Origin of the sequence: Streptomyces sp. NPDC087859 (assembly GCF_044742595.1) — a bacterium.
Classification (GTDB): domain Bacteria; phylum Actinomycetota; class Actinomycetes; order Streptomycetales; family Streptomycetaceae; genus Streptomyces; species Streptomyces canus_F.
The window spans coordinates 37,567-56,261 of the sequence record NZ_JBIUUU010000036.1; the positions used below are offsets into that span (position 1 = coordinate 37,567).

The following is an 18,695-nucleotide window of genomic DNA, read 5'->3' on the forward strand; positions in this document are numbered from 1 at the left end:
CATGCCTACCAGGGCATTGCGGGACGAGCCAGGGAATTTCTCCATCACGGCGGCGCGACGGCTTCCTGTGAAGTTCACTGTGAAGTTGAACCTCGGACGGGGGACAAGTGGGACCTCGCGTGCCAAGCGGCTGGTCCGATGGATAGGGTCCCGAACTAATGGCAGCAGGACGAGAGCGGCGCGCGGAAGCCGAGACGTTCACGGCCCGGTTGAAGATGCAGTGGCACCGGGCCCGCGTCGGCCTGCGCAGAAGCGCTGTGGACTACTTCCGCGGGGACGGTTCGGACTGGGTCGCCCTGGCCGGTCTGCTCATCACGATCCCGCTGATCGCGGCCACGACACTCGCCAACTCGGTCTGGGTCTCCCCGGCCGCGCTGGTCCTCCCGATCGTCGCGGGCGGCCTGCTGCTGCGCCCGGCGAGCCTGCTCGGCCTGTACGCGGCGGCGGCGACGGCACTGATCGTGGAGTCCGTGCAGCTGGGCCCGTACACGGAGGGCCCGTCCCGGGTGACCCCGGGCATCGTGCTCGTGGTGGCGGCCTGCGGGTTCTTCGGTCTGCTGATCGCCCAGTTCCGCAGCCGGGTCGGGGTGCCCTGGCGACGCGGCGGCACCATGCTCTTCGACCTCCGCGAACGCATCCGGGTCCAGAGCAAGCTCCCGACGCTGCCGCAGGGCTGGCACCGCGAGATGGCCCTGCGCCCGGCGGGCGGCCAGTCCTTCTCGGGCGACTTCGTGGTCGCGGCCCGCACCAACGGCGGCCGCACGATGGAGGTCGTCCTGACGGACGTGTCGGGCAAGGGCATGGACGCGGGCAGCCGCGCCCTGCTCCTCTCCGGCGCCTTCGGCGGCCTCCTGGGCAGTCTGCCGCCGCACGCGTTCCTCCCCGCGGCGAACGGCTACCTGCTGCGCCAGGACTGGGACGAGGGCTTCGCGACCTCGATCCACCTGGTCCTGGACCTGGACTCCGGTGACTACGAGCTCTACTCCGCCGGCCACCCCCCGGGCCTCCAACTGAGCGCGGGCAGCGGCCGCTGGGAGGAGAAGGCGGCCGAGGGCCCCCTCCTCGGTGTCTACGACGGCGCCCAGTTCGATCCGGTCAAGGGCTCGCTCCGCCCCGGCGACGTCCTGATGCTCTTCACCGACGGCCTCGTCGAGACCTCCGAACGCGACATCGTCGAGGGCATCGACCGCCTCACCGGCGAGGCCGACCGCTATGTGGCCGGCGGGTTCCACGGCGCGGCCTGGCATCTGATCGAAGCGGTGGCGAAGGACGTCAACGACGACAGGGCACTCCTGTTGATCTGCCGAGAGGGCCCGACGGCCCAGGCGGCGAACCTCTGAGGGCATCCCCCTCCCGCGGTGGGGTTTACCCCCGCCTCGATCCGCCAGCCGCCCACATGGTCGCCGTACCCCCCGAATCCGTACGTTCGAGACACCACCCCTCGAACGAACGGAAGGACACCCATGTCAGCCGACTGGGCCGTAGAGCTCCACGGAGTGCACCGCCGCTACGGCCGGGGCCGGACCGCCGTCCACGCCCTGCGCGGCATCGACCTGACCCTCCCGCCCCGCACCTTCACCGCGGTCATGGGCCCCTCCGGCTCCGGCAAGTCCACCTTCCTCCAGTGCGCGGCCGGCCTCGACCGCCCCACCTCCGGGACCGTCCGCCTCGGCGGCACGGAGATCACCGGTATGAAGGAGAACAAGCTCACCGCACTGCGCCGCACCCGCCTCGGCTTCGTCTTCCAGGCCTTCAACCTGCTCCCGTCCCTCACGGTCGAGCAGAACGTGGCCCTCCCGACGCGTCTCGCCGGCCACCGCCCCGACCGCCGCCGCACCGCGGACGTCCTCGCCCAGGTCGGCCTGACCGACAAGGCCCGCCGCCGCCCCGGCCACCTCTCCGGCGGCCAGCAGCAGCGCGTCGCCATCGCCCGGGCCCTGGTCACCCGCCCCGACGTCGTCTTCGCGGACGAACCGACGGGCGCCCTGGACACCACCACGGCCGCCGAGATCCTCGGCCTCCTGCGCCGCGCGGTCGACGACCAGGGCGCGACTGTCGTGATGGTCACCCACGACCCCGCCGCGGCCGCCTGGGCCGACCGCGTCCTGTTCCTGGCCGACGGCGAGCTCGTCGACCACTTGGAGCGCGGCACCGCCGACCGGATCGCCGCCCGCATGACGTCCCTCACCAGGCCCTACGAGGGAGCGGCAGCCTGATGTTCACCCCCAACGGCCTCGCCCGCGCCGCCGTCCGCTTCCGGCCCTCCGCGTTCGTCGGCACGTTCGTCGCCCTCGCGATGGCCGCGCTGATCGTGTCGGCCTGCGGCATCCTGCTGGAGACGGGCATCCGGGCCGAGGTCCCGCCCGGCCGCTACGCGAACGCCCCGGTGGTGGCCGCCGCCGACCAGCGGGCCCACTACGGCGAGGGCGACAGCGCCGACAGCGAACCGGTCCCGGACCGCGCCCGCCTCGACGCCGCCCTGGTCGCGAAGGCGGCCGAGGCGCCCGGCGCCCGCACCGCCGTGGCGGACGTCACCTTCCCGGTGACCGGGCCCCGGGGCACCGCCCTCACCGCCCACAACTGGTCCTCCACCGCCTTCACCGGCGAACACCTGAAGGCGGGCCGCGCCCCGGCCCCCGGCGAAGTCGTCCTGAACCAGGCCGACATAGGCGACCGGGTCACCCTGACCACCCCCGCCGGAACCCGCACCTACCGTGTCTCCGGCACCACGGACTCCGCGCAGGCCTGGTTCGCGGACACGGAAGCCGTACGCCTTTCAGGACACCCGGGCCGGATAGACGCCATCGCCGTGCTCCCGAAGCCGGGCGTCCCCACCGACGTCCTTGCCGCCCAGGTGGCCCATGTCCTCGGCGGCAAGGCCAAGATCCACACCGGTGCCGGCCGGGGCGCTGTGCAGGACCCCGGCCTCGCCGAGGGGAAGGAGATCCTCATCGCCCTCGGCGCCTCCTTCGGCGGCACCGCCACGATGGTCGCCATGTTCACCGCGGCCGGCACCGTCGCCCTCGCCGTCGGCCAACGCGCCCGGCAGTTCGCCCTGTTGCGTGCCATCGGCACCAGCCCGCGCCAGATCCGCCGCACCATCGCCACGGAGGCCCTCCTGGTCGCCCCGCTCGCGGGCGTGGCCGGCTGTGTGCCCGGAGTCGCCCTGGCCGCCTGGTGGCTGGGCCAGCTGCGGGACAGGGGAGGGGTGCCCCGGGCCGTCGAACTGTCCGTCTCCTGGATCCCGTTGGTCTCCGCGGTCGGCGCCGTGCTCCTCGCCGCCCTGCTCGCCGGATACATGGCGGCCCACCGCAGTTCCCGCATCAAGCCGGGCCAGGCGCTCAGCGAGGCGTCCGTGGAGCGTCTGCGCTTCGGCTGGATCCGCACCCCGCTCGGTGTCGCCGCGGCGGCCGGTGGCTGTGTCTGCGCCGGCCTGGCCGCCTCGACGACCGGCGAGGACGCGGCCAACGCCGCGCTCGGCATCGTCATGCTGTTCATGCTGGCGGTGGCCCTGCTCGGACCGCTGATCGCCCGCGCCTGCGCGGCCCTGTTCGGCCTCCCACTGCGGGGCGCCTCCGCCTCCGCCGTGCTCGCCGCCGCCAACTCCCGTACGAACGCCCGCCGGCTGGCCTCGGCGATCACCCCGATCGTGCTCGCGATGGCGTTCTCCTCGGTGCTGCTCTTCCTGCACACCAGCGAGGACCATGTCACCGCCGAGCAGCAGCGCGACGGGATCACGGCCGACCACATCGTCACCGCCGAGGGCGCGGGCCTGGCCCCCGACGCCGTACGACGGGCCGAACGCGCTCCCGAAGTCACCTCCGCCGTCGGCCTGTTGAGGACCGCCGTGCTCGTCCCGGCCTCCGGCGGTGTGCTGGAGGAGGCCACCGCACAGGGCGTCACGGGCTCCGCACGCGATCTGGCGGCCGTACAGGATCTGGACGTCAAGGACGGCCGGCTCTCCCTGGAACCCAGCGAGATCGCCGTGGACGCCTCCCTGGCCGCCAACGCGGACGCCGAGGTCGGCGACCGCCTCCCGATCCGGCTGCCCGACGGCACGAAGGCCGCGCCGCGGATCGTGGCGACGTACGGCCGGGGCATGGGACTGTCGCAGGTGACGATGGCCCGCACCGACCTCGCCGGTCACGTCACCTCCGCCTTCGACGCGGAACTGTGGACCAGGGGCGGTACGGCAGCCGGTCTGAAGGAGTTCGGCACGGTCCTGGCCCGCGCCGACTACACCACCGCCCAGTCCGTGGACCGCAAGCTCAACGCCTGGGCGAACAACGTCATGGCGGCCGTCCTCGGCGGCTTCGCGGCCGTCGCCGCCGGCAACACCCTGGTGATGACGGTCCTCGACCGCCGCCGCGAACTCGGCACCCTGCGCCTCATCGGCTCCACCCGCCGCCAGGTGCTCAGCATGATCCGCTGGGAGGCCCTCCTGGTCGCCCTCGCGGGCATCGTCCTCGGCACGGCCATCGCGCTCGCCACACTCGTCCCGATGATGAACGGACTGACGGGGCAGGGCCCGTACATCCCTCCCCTGGTGTACGGCTCACTCGTCGCGGCGATCGTCGCCCTGGGCCTGACCGCGGCCGGACTTCCGGCCCGCGCTGCGCTGCGCGGGGAGACACTGGAGCCGTGACCGACGCACCGCGCACCCTGACCCTGACCGAGGTCGAAGCCCTCGCCCGCACCGCCCACGAGGGCCAGACCGACAAGGCGGGCCGGCCCTACGCCGAACATCTCCGGGCGGTGGCCGAGGGGGTGCGGGCGCGGGGCGGCGACGCCGAGCAGATCGCGGCCGCCTGGCTGCACGACGCGGTCGAGGACGACGCGCTCTCCGCGCACTGGCTGGAGGAGGCCGCGCTGAGCCGTCGTACGAAGGACATCGTGCTCGCGGTCACCAAGCGGGCGGGGGAGCCGCCCGAGGCGTACGCGGGGCGGATCCTCGCCACTCCCGGCGCGCTGCTGGTGAAGGAGTCGGACCTGGCGCACAACGCCGATCCGGAGCGCCTCGCGGTCCTCGACGAGGAGACCCGTGAACGACTGACCGAGAAGTACGCGCGGATGCGCGCACTTCTCGGTCTGAGGTGAGGCAGGGGCCGTAGCGGCTAGGCGAGAACCTTCTCGCGGCGCTCCTGCTTCTGGCGTTCCCGGGCCAGTTCGGCGGGGTCCTCCTTGAAGGCCCACGCCATCTTCGGCTCCATCGCGAACCGGAAGACCCGCTGTACGGGCTTCGTGCACAGCACGGTGACGACGGCGGCCGCGAGGACGCTCACGGCGATCTCGCCGAGCGGGCGGTGCAGCCAGGGGTGGTCGAACCAGCCCTGGTAGTCGCCGGCCTTCACCAGGAAGCCGTGCAGGAGGTAGCCGTACAGCGTGCCCGCGCCGAGGGCCGTGAACCACATGTTCCGGCGCGGCACCCAGGCGAAGAAGCAGGCGGTCAGCAGCAGCGAGCAGCCGAACATCGCGAGCACCATGACGGGCCCGGCCCACCACGGGGCGCCCAGCTCCTGCGCGGAGTCCCGGTGGTAGAACCACGCGGTGTTCATGCGCGGCACCGCCCACCAGCCGACGGCGAGCGCGGCCGCGAACACGGGCACCGCCACGATCCGCACCGTGCGGGTGCGCACCCGGTGGAAGTGCTCGGGCTTCATGCACAGGCCCAGCACGAAGTACGGCAGGAACTGCAGGATCCGTTGCAGGTCCAGGTCGTCACCGATCGACGGCGCGACGGACGCCAGCATCGCGAGGCCGAGCGCGAAGGGGAGCGGCCAGCGGACCGCCTTCAGGATGGGGGTGATCATCCGCCAGACGAACAGCGCGCACAGGAACCAGGTCAGATACCAGGGGTCGAGCAGGCTGATGTCCTTGCCGGGGTCGTCGCCCGCCATGCGCTCGAACAGGACGTAGGAGGTCTCGAAGAGGATGTAGGGCACCGCGACGCCGGTGATCAGCCGCCGCAGCCGGTCCGGGCGCATGTCGAAGCTGCGCGAGAAGAAGCCGGAGATGATGATGAACGCCGGCATGTGGAACGAGTACACGACGGTGTACGCGGCTTCCAGGATGCGGCTGTCGCCCTTGAGCGGTTCCCAGGCGTGACCGACGGCCACCAGCACGATCGCCAGGTACTTGGCGTTGTCGAAGAAGGCGTCGCGCTGCTTGCCGGCGGGCTTGGCCGGCTGTTCGTTCTGCTGTTTGAGGGGCGAGCGCGGACTCGGCACTCCTGATGCCGACGGCTGGGCAGGGGGGAGCGGCGCTCTGCCGCGTGCGGGGGACGAGGCAGCGTGGAACATCTGAGGCACCCTAGCGTTGTCTGTGGGATTTCGTAAAACCCGCCAGGTCATTCCTGGTTATTCGCTTCGGGTGCCCAGAAAATCGAGCAGTTGACGTCCGGTGAACGTGACGGCCAACACACCTGGTGGGTAAGGATTGTGGTCACAGCAAGCGCCAACTTGGTGTGATTCATCCCGACTAAATAGGGCATAAGACCAGCAGGCGACTCCGGCGGAATGTCCGCTTCCTGTGGGGGCGGCGATTATTCGAATTACCTGCGAACAGGATGTGTGGAGAGGGAAACGATCCCGTCGAATTCCCTGTGCGGATGCACGCTCGAATTGTTGTGCGGGGTACGGGAGTCCGGTCGGGCGGCCGGACGGCGCCCCACAGTTCAGGCACAGGTGTGGTCAACGATGCATCACCCGCCGCATAGAGCGGCCTGGTTGGTGGCACGATGGTTCTGGCGGGGGTGCGCGGGGCTGGCACCCCCGGGCCGGGAGAGCGGACCGACCGAGGGTGTGATCAGTTGTGGCCATTTCGCTGTCAGTGGTGCTGCTGTTGGCGATCATCTTGGTGGTGTTGATCCGTGGCGGATCGCTCAAGGCCGGACCTGCCGTCGTGGCCGTGCTGTTCGGCTTCTTCCTCGCCTCGACGGGCATGGCCGACGACATCCAGCGTTTCCTCAACTCGATAGCGGAGACCATCAACTCGATCCAGTTCTGACCCCGTTGACCCGTGAAGCTAGGCTGATCCGTCCGGTCACGGGGGCCGGAGAGGGCTACAGGGGGACGTACGGGGATGGTGCTGCGCGACTCGGACCCGGCGGAGGCGGGCGGTTACCGCATCGAGGACCGTCTGGGCAGCGGTGGAATGGGCGTGGTCTACCTCGCCCGCTCCGCCTCCGGCCGCCGACTCGCGGTCAAAGTGGTGCACGGTCAGTACGCGGACGACGACGAGTTCCGCGCCCGGTTCCGCCGTGAGGTGGCCGCCGCCCGTCAGGTCAGCGGCGCCTTCACGGCTCCTGTCGTGGACGCGGACGCCGACGCGCCGCGCCCCTGGATGGCCACGCTCTACATACCGGGTGCGGACCTCGGCAGGCACATACGCGACCACGGCCCACTGCCGCCTGCCCGGCTCCGTGAACTCGCCGCGGGCCTGGCGGAGGCGATCCGCGACATCCACCGTGCGGGTGTGGTCCACCGCGACCTGAAACCGGCCAATGTGATGCTCGCCGACGACGGCCCCCGCGTCATCGACTTCGGCATCTCCCGCGCCACCGAGTTCGCCGCCTCCGACGTCCTCACCCAGACCGGCCGCGTGATGGGCACCCCGCCCTTCATGTCCCCGGAACAGTTCTCCGCTCCCCAGGACGTGGGCCCGGCGGCCGACATCTTCTCGCTGGGCGCGGTGGTCGCGTTCGCCGCGTCGGGCCGCGGCCCCTTCGACAGCCCGAGCCCCTACGAGACGGCGATCCGCGTGGTCGAGGGCGACCCCGAACTCGACGACGTCCCGGCCGAGTTGCTCCCCTTCATCCGCCTCTGCCTGGAGAAGGAGCCCAAGTCCCGCCCCACGGCGGACGAGTTGCTGCGGCTGCTGAAGAACGGCGACTGGCCGGCCCCCGGCCCCGCGGACGGCACCCCGACCGTGACCGACATGGGCAAGCCCCGCCGCCCCCGCCGCAAACGCCTCTGGCTGGCCGCCGCGGCAGGCGCCCTGGCCCTCGCGGCGGCGGCCACCACGACCGTCGCCCTCACCGGTGACGACCCGGCACCGGGCAACCTGCCGGCCGGCTGGGTGGAATGGCGCGAGCAGGCGAAGGAGCCGAGCGTCGACAAGGACCCGATAGGCGCCGGCGGCTCCTTCAACCGCTGCGTCGCCGTCGGCGGCACATCCCTGGTGTGCGCGGGCGACGAGATCCTCGCCACCCGCTTCGACCTGGCGGACGGCCGCAACACCTGGAGCCTGCCCATCGACGCGACAGCGGACGACATCGGCAGCAGCAGCAGCTCCGGCGGGGGCACGATCATCGGCACCCGCGACGGCCGTGTGTACGCCTACGGCGCCGACGACCGGGCCGTCAGCACCGACGACGGGTCCACCGCGACCCGCTACACGATCCAGTCCCTGGACGCCGGGACCGGCAAGGTGATCTGGAAGACGGTCACCGGCGACGGCGAGGAGGCCTCGGAGCCCTCTCGCGACCAGGGCGCCTCCGTCGCCGTACCCGAAGGCGTGATCACCACCTACGGCAAGCGGGGGGAGCAGTTCGCCCTGCTCGACGCCGACGACGGCACGGTCCGCTGGAAGCGGAAGATCCCCCAGCCGAACGAACAGATCTGCCTGCTGCGCAGCGCGGCCCGGCAGGGGTACCTGGTCTGCCAGAAGTGGAACGACGACGGCGCCGCCGGCGACACGAGCATCGCGCAGCTCGACCCGGCCACCGGCCGGGCCCGCTGGACGATCGAGCTCGCGGGGGACAAGGACATCGTCGGACAGGCCGACGGACGCCTGATCGTGCTCGGCACGACCGGAGAGCACCGCACGCTGACCCTGGTCAACACCGCGTCCCACGTCCTGACGACCGTACGGCTGTCCGAGGCCCAGCCGGAGGGCTCGACCCCCACCCTGCTGCGCGGCAGGCTCTACTTCACGCTCACCAGCGGCGGTGTCCGCGCGGTCGACCCGCAGAGCGGGAGACAGCTCTGGGCGAGCGACTCCGGAGTGGAGCAGGCAGGCCCGCCCACCGCCTCGGCCACCCGCCTCTACCTCTCGTCCATCAGCGGCCGCCTGGCCGTCCTCGACCTGGCCACCGGCGACGTCGAAGCCACCCTCGGGGGCCGCGACGACAGCGGCACCGTCGACTTCCCCGACATGGTCGCCCCACCGGTCCTCGTCGGCGACGCCCTCTACGTCGCGTACGGCATCCGCTCGGCCTACACCGTCGACGTACGCACCCTCTGACCGGGACACACGAAAGGGCCCGGTTCGCAGGAACCGGGCCCTTTGCCGTACAGAGCGGGCGACGGGAATCGAACCCGCGTAGCTAGTTTGGAAGACTAGGGCTCTACCATTGAGCTACGCCCGCACAGGACGCGCCGCAGGTCAGATGACCGCGGCACAGAAGGCATCGTAGCGGGTCGAGACCCCTCGCCGCACACCCCGTAAATGCGGCGGCCCCACTGCCTGCGGGCATGTACCCTACGTGTCGCACCAGACGGGGTGTGGCGCAGCTTGGTAGCGCGTCCGCTTTGGGAGCGGAAGGCCGTGGGTTCAAATCCCGCCACCCCGACCATGTGACCGGCCATTGGCGGCCATCTTCGCGATCACCTGGCTTGATCGCCTTTTGGGACGTGTAGCCGCTGCGGTTACTATGCAAGCTGCGCGCCCGTGTGTCTCTCGTCTGATGGTCCTCAGGGCGGCTAATCCGCCGGAGCCGTTCTGGCCCCGGCAGAATCCAAGAAGTCAGCCACAAGGAGACCGAACCGTGAAGAGCGCCGTGGAGACCCTGAACCCGACTCGGGTTCGGCTCACTGTCGAGGTGCCCTTCGAGGAGCTCAAGGACAGCCTCGACGCGGCGTACAAGAAGATCAACCAGCAGGTCACGGTGAAGGGCTTCCGTAAGGGCAAGATCCCGGCCCGTGTCATCGACCAGCGGTTCGGTCGTGGTGCAGTGCTGGAGGAGGCCGTCAACGACGCGCTTCCGAAGTTCTACACCGAAGCGGTCAACGAGGCGGAGCTGGATGTCCTGGGCCAGCCCGAGGTCGACATCACCGAGCTGAAGGACGGCGACACGCTGAACTTCACCGCCGAGGTCGACATCCGCCCGTCCCTGGAGCTCCCCGAGGACTTCTCCTCCATCGAGGTCGAGGTCGACGCCGTCGAGGTGAGCGACGAGGACATCGAGAAGTCGGTGGAGCAGCTCCGTGAGCGCTTCGCCTCCACCTCCCCGGTCGAGCGCGCCGCCGAGGACGGGGACGTCGTCACGATCGACCTGGAGGCCAAGGTCGACGGAGAGGTGCTCGAGGACGGCATCGCCAGCGGTGTCTCCTACACCATCGGCTCCGGCGAGCTCCTCGAGGGCATCGACGACGCCGTGAAGGGCCTGGAGGCCGGTGGCGAGGCCACCTTCACCTCCGAGCTCAAGGGCGGCTCCGCGGCCGGCAAGGAGTCCGAGGTCACCGTCAAGGTCACCCAGGTCGCCGCCCGCGAACTGCCCGAGCTGGACGACGAGTTCGCGCAGCTCGCCTCCGAGTTCGACACCCTCGAGGAGCTCAGGGCCGACAGCCGCAAGCGCCTCGAGAACATGAAGCAGTACGACCAGGCCACGCAGGCCCAGGAGCGCGTCCTGGAGAAGCTGCTCGAGCTGGTCGAGGTCCCCGTCCCCGAGAAGCTGCTCGAGGACGAGGTCAACACCCGTAAGCACAACCTCGAGCACCACCAGCTCGGCCAGATGGGCCTCGACCTCGAGAAGTACCTCGAGATCCAGGGCAAGACGGTCGAGGAGTTCGAGACCGAGACCAAGGACGCCGCGGTCAAGGGCATCAAGACCCAGTTCGTCCTCGACGAGCTGGTCAAGCGCGAGAAGCTGAACGTCAACCAGGAGGAGCTCACCGAGCACCTCATGCGTCGCGCCGCTTCCTCGGGCATGTCCCCCGACCAGTTCGCCCAGGCGGTCGTCGAGGGCGGCCAGGTTCCGCTCCTGGTCGGCGAGGTCGCCCGCGGCAAGGCCCTGGCCGTCGTGGTCGAGGCCGCCACGGTGAAGGACACCAACGGCGAGGTCATCGACCTGGACGACGAGGACGAGGTCGAGACGGCCGCCGACGTCGCCGCCGAGGCCACGGAGGCGGACGCCACGGACGCCGACGCGGAGAAGACCGAGGGCTGATCGACGCCCACGGCGCCGAGCAGGCTGTAGGGCGGGCTCCGGGTCACTCATGACCCGGGGCCCGTTTTCCTACCCCGGGGGTGCGGGGAACCGCACGACAAGCCCCGTACGACCCGCGGCCGCCCACGCGCGGCACAGCCACGGCGAGCAGGCGGCGGCCCACCCGCCGGAGGGACCCCGCGCTACGCCCCCGGCGAACAGCCCCCTTTGCGGGATTCCCTGAAGGGACCAGCGCGTTAGGGTCCATGAATACGAGGGGAGTGGAGTCCCGAGCGGCTCCAGCCCCGCAGGGAACACGCAGGGAACACGTGAAGACGGCCCGGCGCCGTCGTAAGACGAGCAGGTGGATACGTGACGAATCTGATGCCCTCCGCCGCCGGCGAGCCTTCCATCGGTGGTGGCCTCGGCGACCAGGTCTACAACCGGCTGCTTGGCGAGCGGATCATCTTCCTCGGCCAGCCGGTCGACGACGACATCGCGAACAAGATCACCGCACAGCTGCTGCTCCTTGCCGCGGACCCGGACAAGGACATCTACCTCTACATCAACAGCCCGGGCGGTTCGATCACGGCCGGCATGGCGATCTACGACACCATGCAGTACATCAAGAACGACGTGGTGACGATCGCCATGGGCCTCGCCGCCTCCATGGGCCAGTTCCTGCTCAGCGCCGGCACCCCCGGCAAGCGCTTCGCGCTGCCGAACGCCGAGATCCTGATCCACCAGCCGTCCGCCGGCCTCGCCGGCTCGGCCTCGGACATCAAGATCCACGCCGAGCGGCTGCTGCACACCAAGAAGCGCATGGCGGAGCTGACCTCCCAGCACACCGGTCAGTCGTTCGAGGAGATCACCCGCGCCTCCGACCGCGACCGCTGGTTCGACGCCGAGGAGGCCAAGGAGTACGGCCTCATCGACGAGGTCATCACCACGGCCGCCAACATGCCGGGCGGCGGCGGCACCGGGGCCTGAGGCCCCTTTGCAAGCCCCCAGCCGACCGCCTCAGCCTCTAGGAGACAGAAAGTGAACGACTACCCCGGCAGCGGCCTGTACGACCGCACGCGCGCCGAGTACACGGGCCCCTCCGCGGAGTCCCGCTACGTCATCCCGCGCTTCGTCGAGCGCACCTCGCAGGGCGTCCGTGAGTACGACCCGTACGCGAAGCTGTTCGAGGAGCGCGTGATCTTCCTCGGCGTCCAGATCGACGACGCCTCCGCCAACGACGTCATGGCGCAGCTGCTGTGCCTGGAGTCGATGGACCCGGACCGTGACATCTCGGTCTACATCAACAGCCCCGGCGGCTCCTTCACCGCGCTGACGGCGATCTACGACACGATGCAGTTCGTGAAGCCGGACGTCCAGACGGTCTGCATGGGTCAGGCGGCCTCCGCCGCGGCCATCCTGCTGGCCGCCGGTACGCCGGGCAAGCGCATGGCGCTGCCGAACGCCCGTGTGCTGATCCACCAGCCCTACAGCGAGACCGGTCGCGGTCAGGTCTCCGACCTGGAGATCGCCGCCAACGAAATCCTCCGGATGCGCGCGCAGCTGGAGGAGATGCTGGCCAAGCACTCGACCACGCCGATCGAGAAGATCCGCGAGGACATCGAGCGCGACAAGATCCTGACGGCCGAGGAGGCACTCTCCTACGGTCTGATCGACCAGATCATCTCCACTCGGAAGATGAACAACGCAGCCGTCCGCTAGTCGGAGGCTGTATTGTCTGCCGCCCCTTGGTCCGGTTCGTGTGCTTTGACACGCTGCACGTCAAAGTGAACCGCGCCAAGGGGGGCCCGAACGGGGGGCCCGGCAAGGTACCGTCGGAATAAGGCAGCACCAGGAGCCGCTGGACCTAGGCGTCTCCCAGGCGAAGGGGAAGCACACCGTGGCACGCATCGGTGACGGCGGCGATCTGCTCAAGTGCTCGTTCTGCGGCAAGAGCCAGAAGCAGGTCAAGAAGCTCATCGCAGGGCCTGGTGTGTACATCTGCGACGAGTGCATCGATCTCTGCAACGAGATCATCGAGGAAGAGCTCGCGGAGACGAGCGAGGTGCGCTGGGAGGAACTCCCCAAGCCTCGTGAGATCTACGAGTTCCTCGAGGGCTATGTGGTGGGCCAGGAGCAGGCCAAGAAGGCGCTCTCCGTGGCGGTATACAACCACTACAAGCGCGTCCAGGCCGGCGAGAACGGCGGCGGCAGCGGCCGTGACGACGCGATCGAGTTGGCGAAGTCCAACATCCTCCTGCTGGGCCCGACGGGCTCCGGCAAGACGCTGCTGGCCCAGACCCTCGCCCGCATGCTGAACGTCCCGTTCGCGATCGCCGACGCCACGGCGCTCACGGAGGCGGGGTACGTCGGCGAGGACGTCGAGAACATCCTCCTGAAGCTCATTCAGGCGGCGGACTACGACGTCAAGAAGGCCGAGACCGGGATCATCTACATCGATGAGATCGACAAGGTCGCGAGGAAGAGTGAAAACCCCTCGATCACCCGGGACGTGAGCGGCGAGGGCGTCCAGCAGGCGCTGCTCAAGATCCTCGAGGGCACGACGGCCTCGGTCCCGCCCCAGGGCGGCCGCAAGCACCCGCACCAGGAGTTCATCCAGATCGACACGACGAACGTCCTGTTCATCGTGGGCGGTGCCTTCGCGGGCCTGGAGAAGCTCATCGAGTCCCGTGCCGGCGCCAAGGGCATCGGCTTCGGCGCGACGATCCGCTCGAAGCGCGAGCTGGAGGCCAAGGACCAGTTCGAGGACGTCATGCCCGAGGACCTGGTCAAGTTCGGCATGATCCCCGAGTTCATCGGCCGCCTTCCGGTGATCACCTCGGTCCACAACCTGGACCGCGAGGCCCTGCTCCAGATCCTGGTCGAGCCCCGCAACGCCCTGGTCAAGCAGTACCAGCGCCTCTTCGAACTCGACGGTGTGGAGCTGGACTTCGAGCGCGAGGCGCTGGAAGCCATCGCCGACCAGGCGATCCTCCGCCAGACCGGCGCGCGAGGCCTGCGCGCCATCATGGAGGAAGTCCTCCAGGGCGTCATGTACGAGATCCCGTCCCGCAAGGACGTGGCCCGCGTCGTCATCACGGCGGATGTCGTCCACTCCAACGTCAACCCGACCCTCATCCCGCGCGACGCACGCAACGGACGGGGACCGGGAGAGGCGAAGACGGCGTAGCTCAGACGCGAGAGGGGCGGCCCGGTGGCATCCACCGGGCCGCCCCTCTTTTTCTACTGCCGAGGGCGAGTTGTCGCGGATCTACCAGACAGGATTCGCCGTTTTCGAGCTGAAGCACGACTGCAGCAGACTGTCGCCCTCGAACAACCCGCCTTGGACTGCCGCGTACTTGATGCCCTGGCTGTCGCTGGCGCTCGTGGTCCAGTAGTCCTGGCCCCCGTTGCCTCCGTAGTAGTGACGCCAGGTCCAGTACTTGACTTCCCCGTCGGCCTGCCAGGTGACCAGCCGGACGGCCACATGATGGCCGTCCGCCTCGTTGTCGCGGGCCAGCAGCACCACAGGATCCATCTTGTACCTGGTGCTCCAGTCGGCGTCGACGTGGGCGTAGGCGACATTTGCGAGACCGCCGCCCGACGTCGCTCGCACAACGTTGCACGAGTTGGAGTACTCGGCGGCCGCCGCTGGGGTGGCCGCCATCGGGACAGCGAGAGCTGCGAGACCCGTGACAAGACCTAGGGTCAGTTTTCTGCGCATGGCGCCTTCCTGCTCAGACTCGGAGAGACGTCAGCAGGTTGACGCACGAGCAAACTCCGTGTGATCAGTAATGGTCTGATGTGTTACAGATCACGCAAGCTTGATTGCGCTACTTGAGCGGTACGCGCACGTCGTCGCGGAGCTTGGCGGTCAGTTCGGCCGCCTCCGCCATCGTCTTGCTCTTGCCCGCGATCAAGCCGGCCACGTCGTACGAGAGCACGTAGGCGACCGTGCTGTGGTCACCCCAGATGCAGAAGGGCATCTTCACGGTCATGCCGGATTCGCTGGACTCGATCTCCTGGCACTTCATGACGCCGTTCTTGAAGCCGGAGGGCGTCTGCTCGGTGGGAGAGCCCACGAGCTTCTGGCCGGAGTCCTTGTCCTTCGCGGCTTCCTTCTTCATGTTGGCGAACATCGCGTCGACGACCTTCTCGGGGTCTTCGATGGTGCCGTACACGCCCGCGAACATCACCTGCTTCGGTGCGGCGTCCGTCCCCGCGGAGTAGCCCGCGCTGACGTCCTTGGGGTCCTTGACGCCCCACGACTCCGCGTCCTTGATGTCGCTCTCGGTCAGTGTGTCGGACTCGGCGTCGTCGCCCTTCTTGTACTCGCCGCCGATGACCGTCGCCGGCGCCGTCAGCTTGAACGTCCCGTCGTCCGCGATGTCCGACCCGCCGCCGCCCCCGCCGCCGAGGGCGAAGGCCGCGCCCACGGCGATCGCGGCCACGACCGCCACCGCGCCGATGATGATGCCGACCTTCTTCTTGCCGCCCCCGCCCGGCACCGGCGGCATCGGGGTCGTGTAGGGCTGCTGGCCGTACGGCTGCTGACCGTACGGCGGGGTCTGCGGCGGGACGCCGCCCTGCTGCTGCGGGTAGCCGTACCCCGGCTGCTGGGGCTGAGCGGGCTGCTGGGGGTAGCCGTAGCCGGGCTGGGGGGCCTGCGGCGGCTGCTGGCCGTACGGGCCCGGCTGACCGTACGGACCGGGCTGCTGGGGCTGCCCGCCGTACGGGCCCGGCTGGTTGTGACTCATTACTGGGTTCCCCTCCAGATGCTTATGCGTTCCGAACATCCTGGCGCAGGCACCGGCGATGCATTGCATCGGGGGCCTCACCGTTACAGAACAAAGCCGTTTCGGGACACGCCCGCGACACCCCTAAACTGACCCCGTGACCGAGAACGCTCAGCAGCAGCCATCAGCGCCCGACACCGAACTGCCGACCCAGTACGCGCCGGCCGACGTAGAGGGCCCGCTGTACGAGCGCTGGGTGGAGCGGGGTTACTTCGAGGCGGACGAGAAGAGCGACAAGCCGCCGTACACCATCGTCATCCCGCCGCCGAACGTCACCGGCAGCCTGCACCTCGGGCACGCCTTCGAGCACACGCTCATCGACGCCCTCACGCGCCGCAAGCGCATGCAGGGCTTCGAGACGCTGTGGCAGCCCGGCATGGACCACGCCGGCATCGCCACCCAGAACGTCGTCGAGCGTGAGCTGGGGAAGGAAGGCAAGTCCCGGCACGACCTCGGCCGTGAGGCCTTCGTCGAGCGGGTCTGGCAGTGGAAGGGCGAGTCCGGCGGGCAGATCTCCGGGCAGATGCGTCGCCTCGGCGACGGCGTCGCCTGGTCCCGCGAGCGTTTCACCATGGACGAGGGTCTCTCCCAGGCCGTCCAGACCATCTTCAAGCGGCTCTACGACGACGAGCTGATCTACCGCGCCGAGCGCATCATCAACTGGTGTCCGCGCTGTCTGACGGCGATCTCCGACATCGAGGTCGAGTACCAGGACGACGACGGCGAGCTCGTCTCCATCAAGTACGGCGAGGGGGACGAGACGCTCGTCGTCGCCACCACCCGCGCCGAGACCATGCTCGGTGACACGGCCGTCGCCGTTCACCCGGACGACGAGCGGTACAAGCACCTGGTCGGCAAGCTCATCAAGCTGCCGCTCACCGAGCGCTCCATCCCCGTCGTCGCCGACACCCACGTCGACCCCGAGTTCGGCACCGGCGCGGTCAAGGTCACCCCGGCCCACGACCCGAACGACTTCGAGATCGGCCAGCGCCACGACCTGCCGGCCATCACGATCATGGACGAGCACGCCGTGATCACGGCCCACGGCCCCTTCCAGGGCCAGGACCGCCTGGAGGCCCGTTCCGCCATCGTCGCCGCCCTGCGCGCCGAGGGCCGGATCGTCGCCGAGAAGCGGCCCTACGTCCACTCCGTCGGCCACTGCTCGCGCTGCAAGACCACCATCGAGCCGCGTCTGTCCATGCAGTGGTGGGTCAAGGTCGGCCCGCTCGCGAAGGCCGCCGGTGACGCGGTCCGTGACGGCCGTGTCAAGATCCACCCGCAGGAGATGGAGAAGCGGTACTTCGACTGGGTCGACAACCTCCACGACTGGTGCATCTCACGGCAGTTGTGGTGGGGCCACCGCATCCCGGTCTGGTACGGCCCGGACGGTGAGGTCGTCTGCGTCGGCCCCGACGACGAGGCCCCCACCGGTGACGGCTGGCGTCAGGACACCGACGTCCTCGACACCTGGTTCTCCTCCGGCCTGTGGCCCTTCTCGACCCTCGGCTGGCCCGAACAGACCGAGTCGCTCGCGAAGTTCTACCCGAACTCCGTCCTGGTCACCGGCTACGACATCCTCTTCTTCTGGGTCGCCCGGATGATGATGTTCGGCCTGTACGCGATGGACGGCACCCCGCCGTTCCACACCATCGCCCTGCACGGCATGGTCCGCGACCAGTTCGGCAAGAAGATGTCGAAGTCCTTCGGCAACGCGGTCAACCCGCTGGACTGGATGGACAAGTACGGCAGCGACGCCCTGCGCTTCACCCTCGCCCGCGGCGCCAACCCCGGCGTCGACGTCCCGATCGGCGAGGACTGGGTCCAGGGCTCCCGCAACTTCGCCAACAAGATCTGGAACGCCACGCGCTTCGCGCTGATGAACGGCGCGACGGTGGACGGGCCCCTGCCGGACGAGTCGGCGATGTCGGCGACGGACCGCTGGATCCTCTCCCGCCTCAACTCCGTCGTCGCCGAAGTCGACGCGCTCTACGAGGACTACCAGTTCGCGAAGCTCTCCGACGCCCTCTTCCACTTCGCGTGGGACGAGGTCTTCGACTGGTACGTCGAGCTCTCCAAGACGACGTTCCAGGCGGGCGGCGAGCCGGCCGAGGTCAGCAAGCGCGTCCTGGGCGAGGTCCTCGACGTCACCCTCAGGCTGCTGCACCCGGTGGTCCCGTTCGTCACGGAGACCCTCTGGACCACCCTCACGGGCGGCGAGTCGGTCGTCATCGCGGACTGGCCCAAGGACAGCGGCTTCCGTGACACGGCCGCCGAGAAGGAGATCGAGACCCTCCAGTCCGTCATCACCGAGGTCCGCCGCTTCCGCGCCGACCAGGGCCTCCAGCCCGGCCAGCGCGTCCCGGCCCGCCTGACCCTCGACGGCACGGCCCTGGCGCCCCACGAGGCCGCCATCCGTCAGCTGCTGCGCCTCCAGCCCGAGGGCGACGCCTTCACGGCCACGGCGACCCTCCCGGTCTCCGGCGCCGAGGTCGCCCTCGACCTCTCCGGCACCATCGACGTCGCGGCGGAGCGCAAGCGCCTCGCCAAGGACCTCGCGGCCGCCGAGAAGGAAAAGGCCCAGGCCACCGCCAAGCTCGGCAACGAGGCGTTCCTGGCCAAGGCCCCGGACAACGTGGTGGACAAGATCCGCGGCCGCCTGGCGAAGGCCGACGAGGACATCGCCCGCATCCAGTCCCAGCTGGACAGGCTGCCGCAGGCCTGAGCGGTTGTACGTCGATGAAGGCGCCCGGAGC

At 69.6% G+C, this 18,695-nt stretch carries 14 protein-coding genes and 2 tRNA genes; 12 read left to right on the top strand and 4 right to left on the bottom strand.

Features of this window, described 5'->3' with window-relative positions; all coding sequences use genetic code 11:
- Positions 1-158 precede the first annotated feature (158 nt).
- The 4 genes from ACIOHP_RS48750 (at position 159) to ACIOHP_RS48765 (ending at position 5,097) form a co-directional block, all read left to right on the top strand.
- Positions 159-1,340: a PP2C family protein-serine/threonine phosphatase gene (locus tag ACIOHP_RS48750; RefSeq protein ID WP_361540827.1), complete on the top strand. Its 1,182-nt coding sequence runs from the start codon at positions 159-161 to the stop codon at positions 1,338-1,340.
- A gap of 123 nt (positions 1,341-1,463) precedes the next feature.
- Positions 1,464-2,216, top strand: coding sequence for an ABC transporter ATP-binding protein (locus ACIOHP_RS48755; protein ID WP_361478356.1), 753 nt, complete (start codon positions 1,464-1,466; stop codon positions 2,214-2,216).
- Positions 2,216-4,645 (top strand): ABC transporter permease, encoded by a 2,430-nt coding sequence (locus ACIOHP_RS48760; RefSeq protein ID WP_401898148.1) that lies wholly within the window; start codon positions 2,216-2,218, stop codon positions 4,643-4,645. Before ACIOHP_RS48755 ends, ACIOHP_RS48760 begins: the two co-directional genes overlap by 1 nt.
- A complete protein-coding gene (locus ACIOHP_RS48765; protein WP_401898151.1) occupies positions 4,642-5,097 on the top strand; it encodes an HD domain-containing protein in 456 nt (151 codons plus the stop codon). Before ACIOHP_RS48760 ends, ACIOHP_RS48765 begins: the two co-directional genes overlap by 4 nt.
- 17 nt (positions 5,098-5,114) lie before the next feature.
- Here the strand turns inward: ACIOHP_RS48765 and ACIOHP_RS48770 are convergent, their stop codons facing one another.
- Positions 5,115-6,227, bottom strand: a complete 1,113-nt coding sequence (locus ACIOHP_RS48770) for an acyltransferase family protein (RefSeq protein ID WP_401898153.1) — start codon at positions 6,225-6,227, stop codon at positions 5,115-5,117.
- Positions 6,228-6,810: 583 nt separating this feature from the next.
- Here ACIOHP_RS48770 and ACIOHP_RS48775 point away from each other — a divergent pair.
- Positions 6,811-7,005 carry a hypothetical protein gene (locus ACIOHP_RS48775; RefSeq protein ID WP_030044846.1) on the top strand — a complete coding sequence of 65 codons (195 nt, stop codon included), beginning with the start codon at positions 6,811-6,813 and terminating at the stop codon, positions 7,003-7,005.
- A 75-nt stretch (positions 7,006-7,080) separates the two neighbouring features.
- A complete protein-coding gene (locus tag ACIOHP_RS48780; RefSeq protein ID WP_401898155.1) occupies positions 7,081-9,243 on the top strand; it encodes a PQQ-binding-like beta-propeller repeat protein in 2,163 nt (720 codons plus the stop codon).
- Between the two features lie 53 nt (positions 9,244-9,296).
- Here the strand turns inward: ACIOHP_RS48780 and ACIOHP_RS48785 are convergent.
- A tRNA-Gly gene (locus ACIOHP_RS48785) sits at positions 9,297-9,367 on the bottom strand.
- A gap of 130 nt (positions 9,368-9,497) precedes the next feature.
- Between ACIOHP_RS48785 and ACIOHP_RS48790 the strand changes: the two genes are divergently transcribed.
- The 5 genes from ACIOHP_RS48790 (at position 9,498) to clpX (ending at position 14,336) form a co-directional block, all read left to right on the top strand.
- Positions 9,498-9,574, top strand: a tRNA-Pro gene (locus ACIOHP_RS48790).
- Positions 9,575-9,766: 192 nt separating this feature from the next.
- Positions 9,767-11,167, top strand: coding sequence for a trigger factor (tig, locus tag ACIOHP_RS48795; protein ID WP_361540812.1), 1,401 nt, complete (start codon positions 9,767-9,769; stop codon positions 11,165-11,167).
- A gap of 363 nt (positions 11,168-11,530) precedes the next feature.
- Entirely contained in the window at positions 11,531-12,136 is a 606-nt protein-coding gene (locus tag ACIOHP_RS48800) for an ATP-dependent Clp protease proteolytic subunit (protein WP_327722488.1), read from the top strand.
- 51 nt (positions 12,137-12,187) lie between these two features.
- Entirely contained in the window at positions 12,188-12,868 is a 681-nt protein-coding gene (locus tag ACIOHP_RS48805) for an ATP-dependent Clp protease proteolytic subunit (RefSeq protein WP_361540809.1), read from the top strand.
- A gap of 178 nt (positions 12,869-13,046) precedes the next feature.
- Positions 13,047-14,336, top strand: a complete 1,290-nt coding sequence (gene clpX / locus ACIOHP_RS48810; protein ID WP_307030666.1) for an ATP-dependent Clp protease ATP-binding subunit ClpX — start codon at positions 13,047-13,049, stop codon at positions 14,334-14,336.
- Between the two features lie 81 nt (positions 14,337-14,417).
- Here the strand turns inward: clpX and ACIOHP_RS48815 are convergent, their stop codons facing one another.
- Both ACIOHP_RS48815 and ACIOHP_RS48820 read right to left on the bottom strand, forming a co-directional pair.
- Positions 14,418-14,813, bottom strand: coding sequence for a hypothetical protein (locus ACIOHP_RS48815; protein ID WP_401898158.1), 396 nt, complete (start codon positions 14,811-14,813; stop codon positions 14,418-14,420).
- 166 nt (positions 14,814-14,979) lie between these two features.
- Positions 14,980-15,903 carry a hypothetical protein gene (locus tag ACIOHP_RS48820; RefSeq protein ID WP_401898161.1) on the bottom strand — a complete coding sequence of 308 codons (924 nt, stop codon included), beginning with the start codon at positions 15,901-15,903 and terminating at the stop codon, positions 14,980-14,982.
- Positions 15,904-16,039: 136 nt separating this feature from the next.
- Between ACIOHP_RS48820 and ACIOHP_RS48825 the strand changes: the two genes are divergently transcribed.
- Entirely contained in the window at positions 16,040-18,664 is a 2,625-nt protein-coding gene (locus tag ACIOHP_RS48825) for a valine--tRNA ligase (protein WP_401898163.1), read from the top strand.
- The last annotated feature ends 31 nt before the right edge of the window (positions 18,665-18,695 follow it).

Excerpts from the sequence above, each read along its gene's own strand:
- ACIOHP_RS48815 (WP_401898158.1), bottom strand. The coding sequence starts at position 14,813 with ATGGCGGCCACCCCAGCGGCGGCCGCCGAGTACTCCAACTCGTGCAAC.
- ACIOHP_RS48760 (WP_401898148.1), top strand. The coding sequence starts at position 2,216 with ATGTTCACCCCCAACGGCCTCGCCCGCGCCGCCGTCCGCTTCCGGCCC.
- ACIOHP_RS48800 (WP_327722488.1), top strand. The coding sequence starts at position 11,531 with ATGCCCTCCGCCGCCGGCGAGCCTTCCATCGGTGGTGGCCTCGGCGAC.
- ACIOHP_RS48820 (WP_401898161.1), bottom strand. The coding sequence starts at position 15,903 with ATGAGTCACAACCAGCCGGGCCCGTACGGCGGGCAGCCCCAGCAGCCC.
- ACIOHP_RS48755 (WP_361478356.1), top strand. The coding sequence starts at position 1,464 with ATGTCAGCCGACTGGGCCGTAGAGCTCCACGGAGTGCACCGCCGCTAC.
- ACIOHP_RS48780 (WP_401898155.1), top strand. The coding sequence starts at position 7,081 with ATGGTGCTGCGCGACTCGGACCCGGCGGAGGCGGGCGGTTACCGCATC.
- ACIOHP_RS48750 (WP_361540827.1), top strand. The coding sequence starts at position 159 with ATGGCAGCAGGACGAGAGCGGCGCGCGGAAGCCGAGACGTTCACGGCC.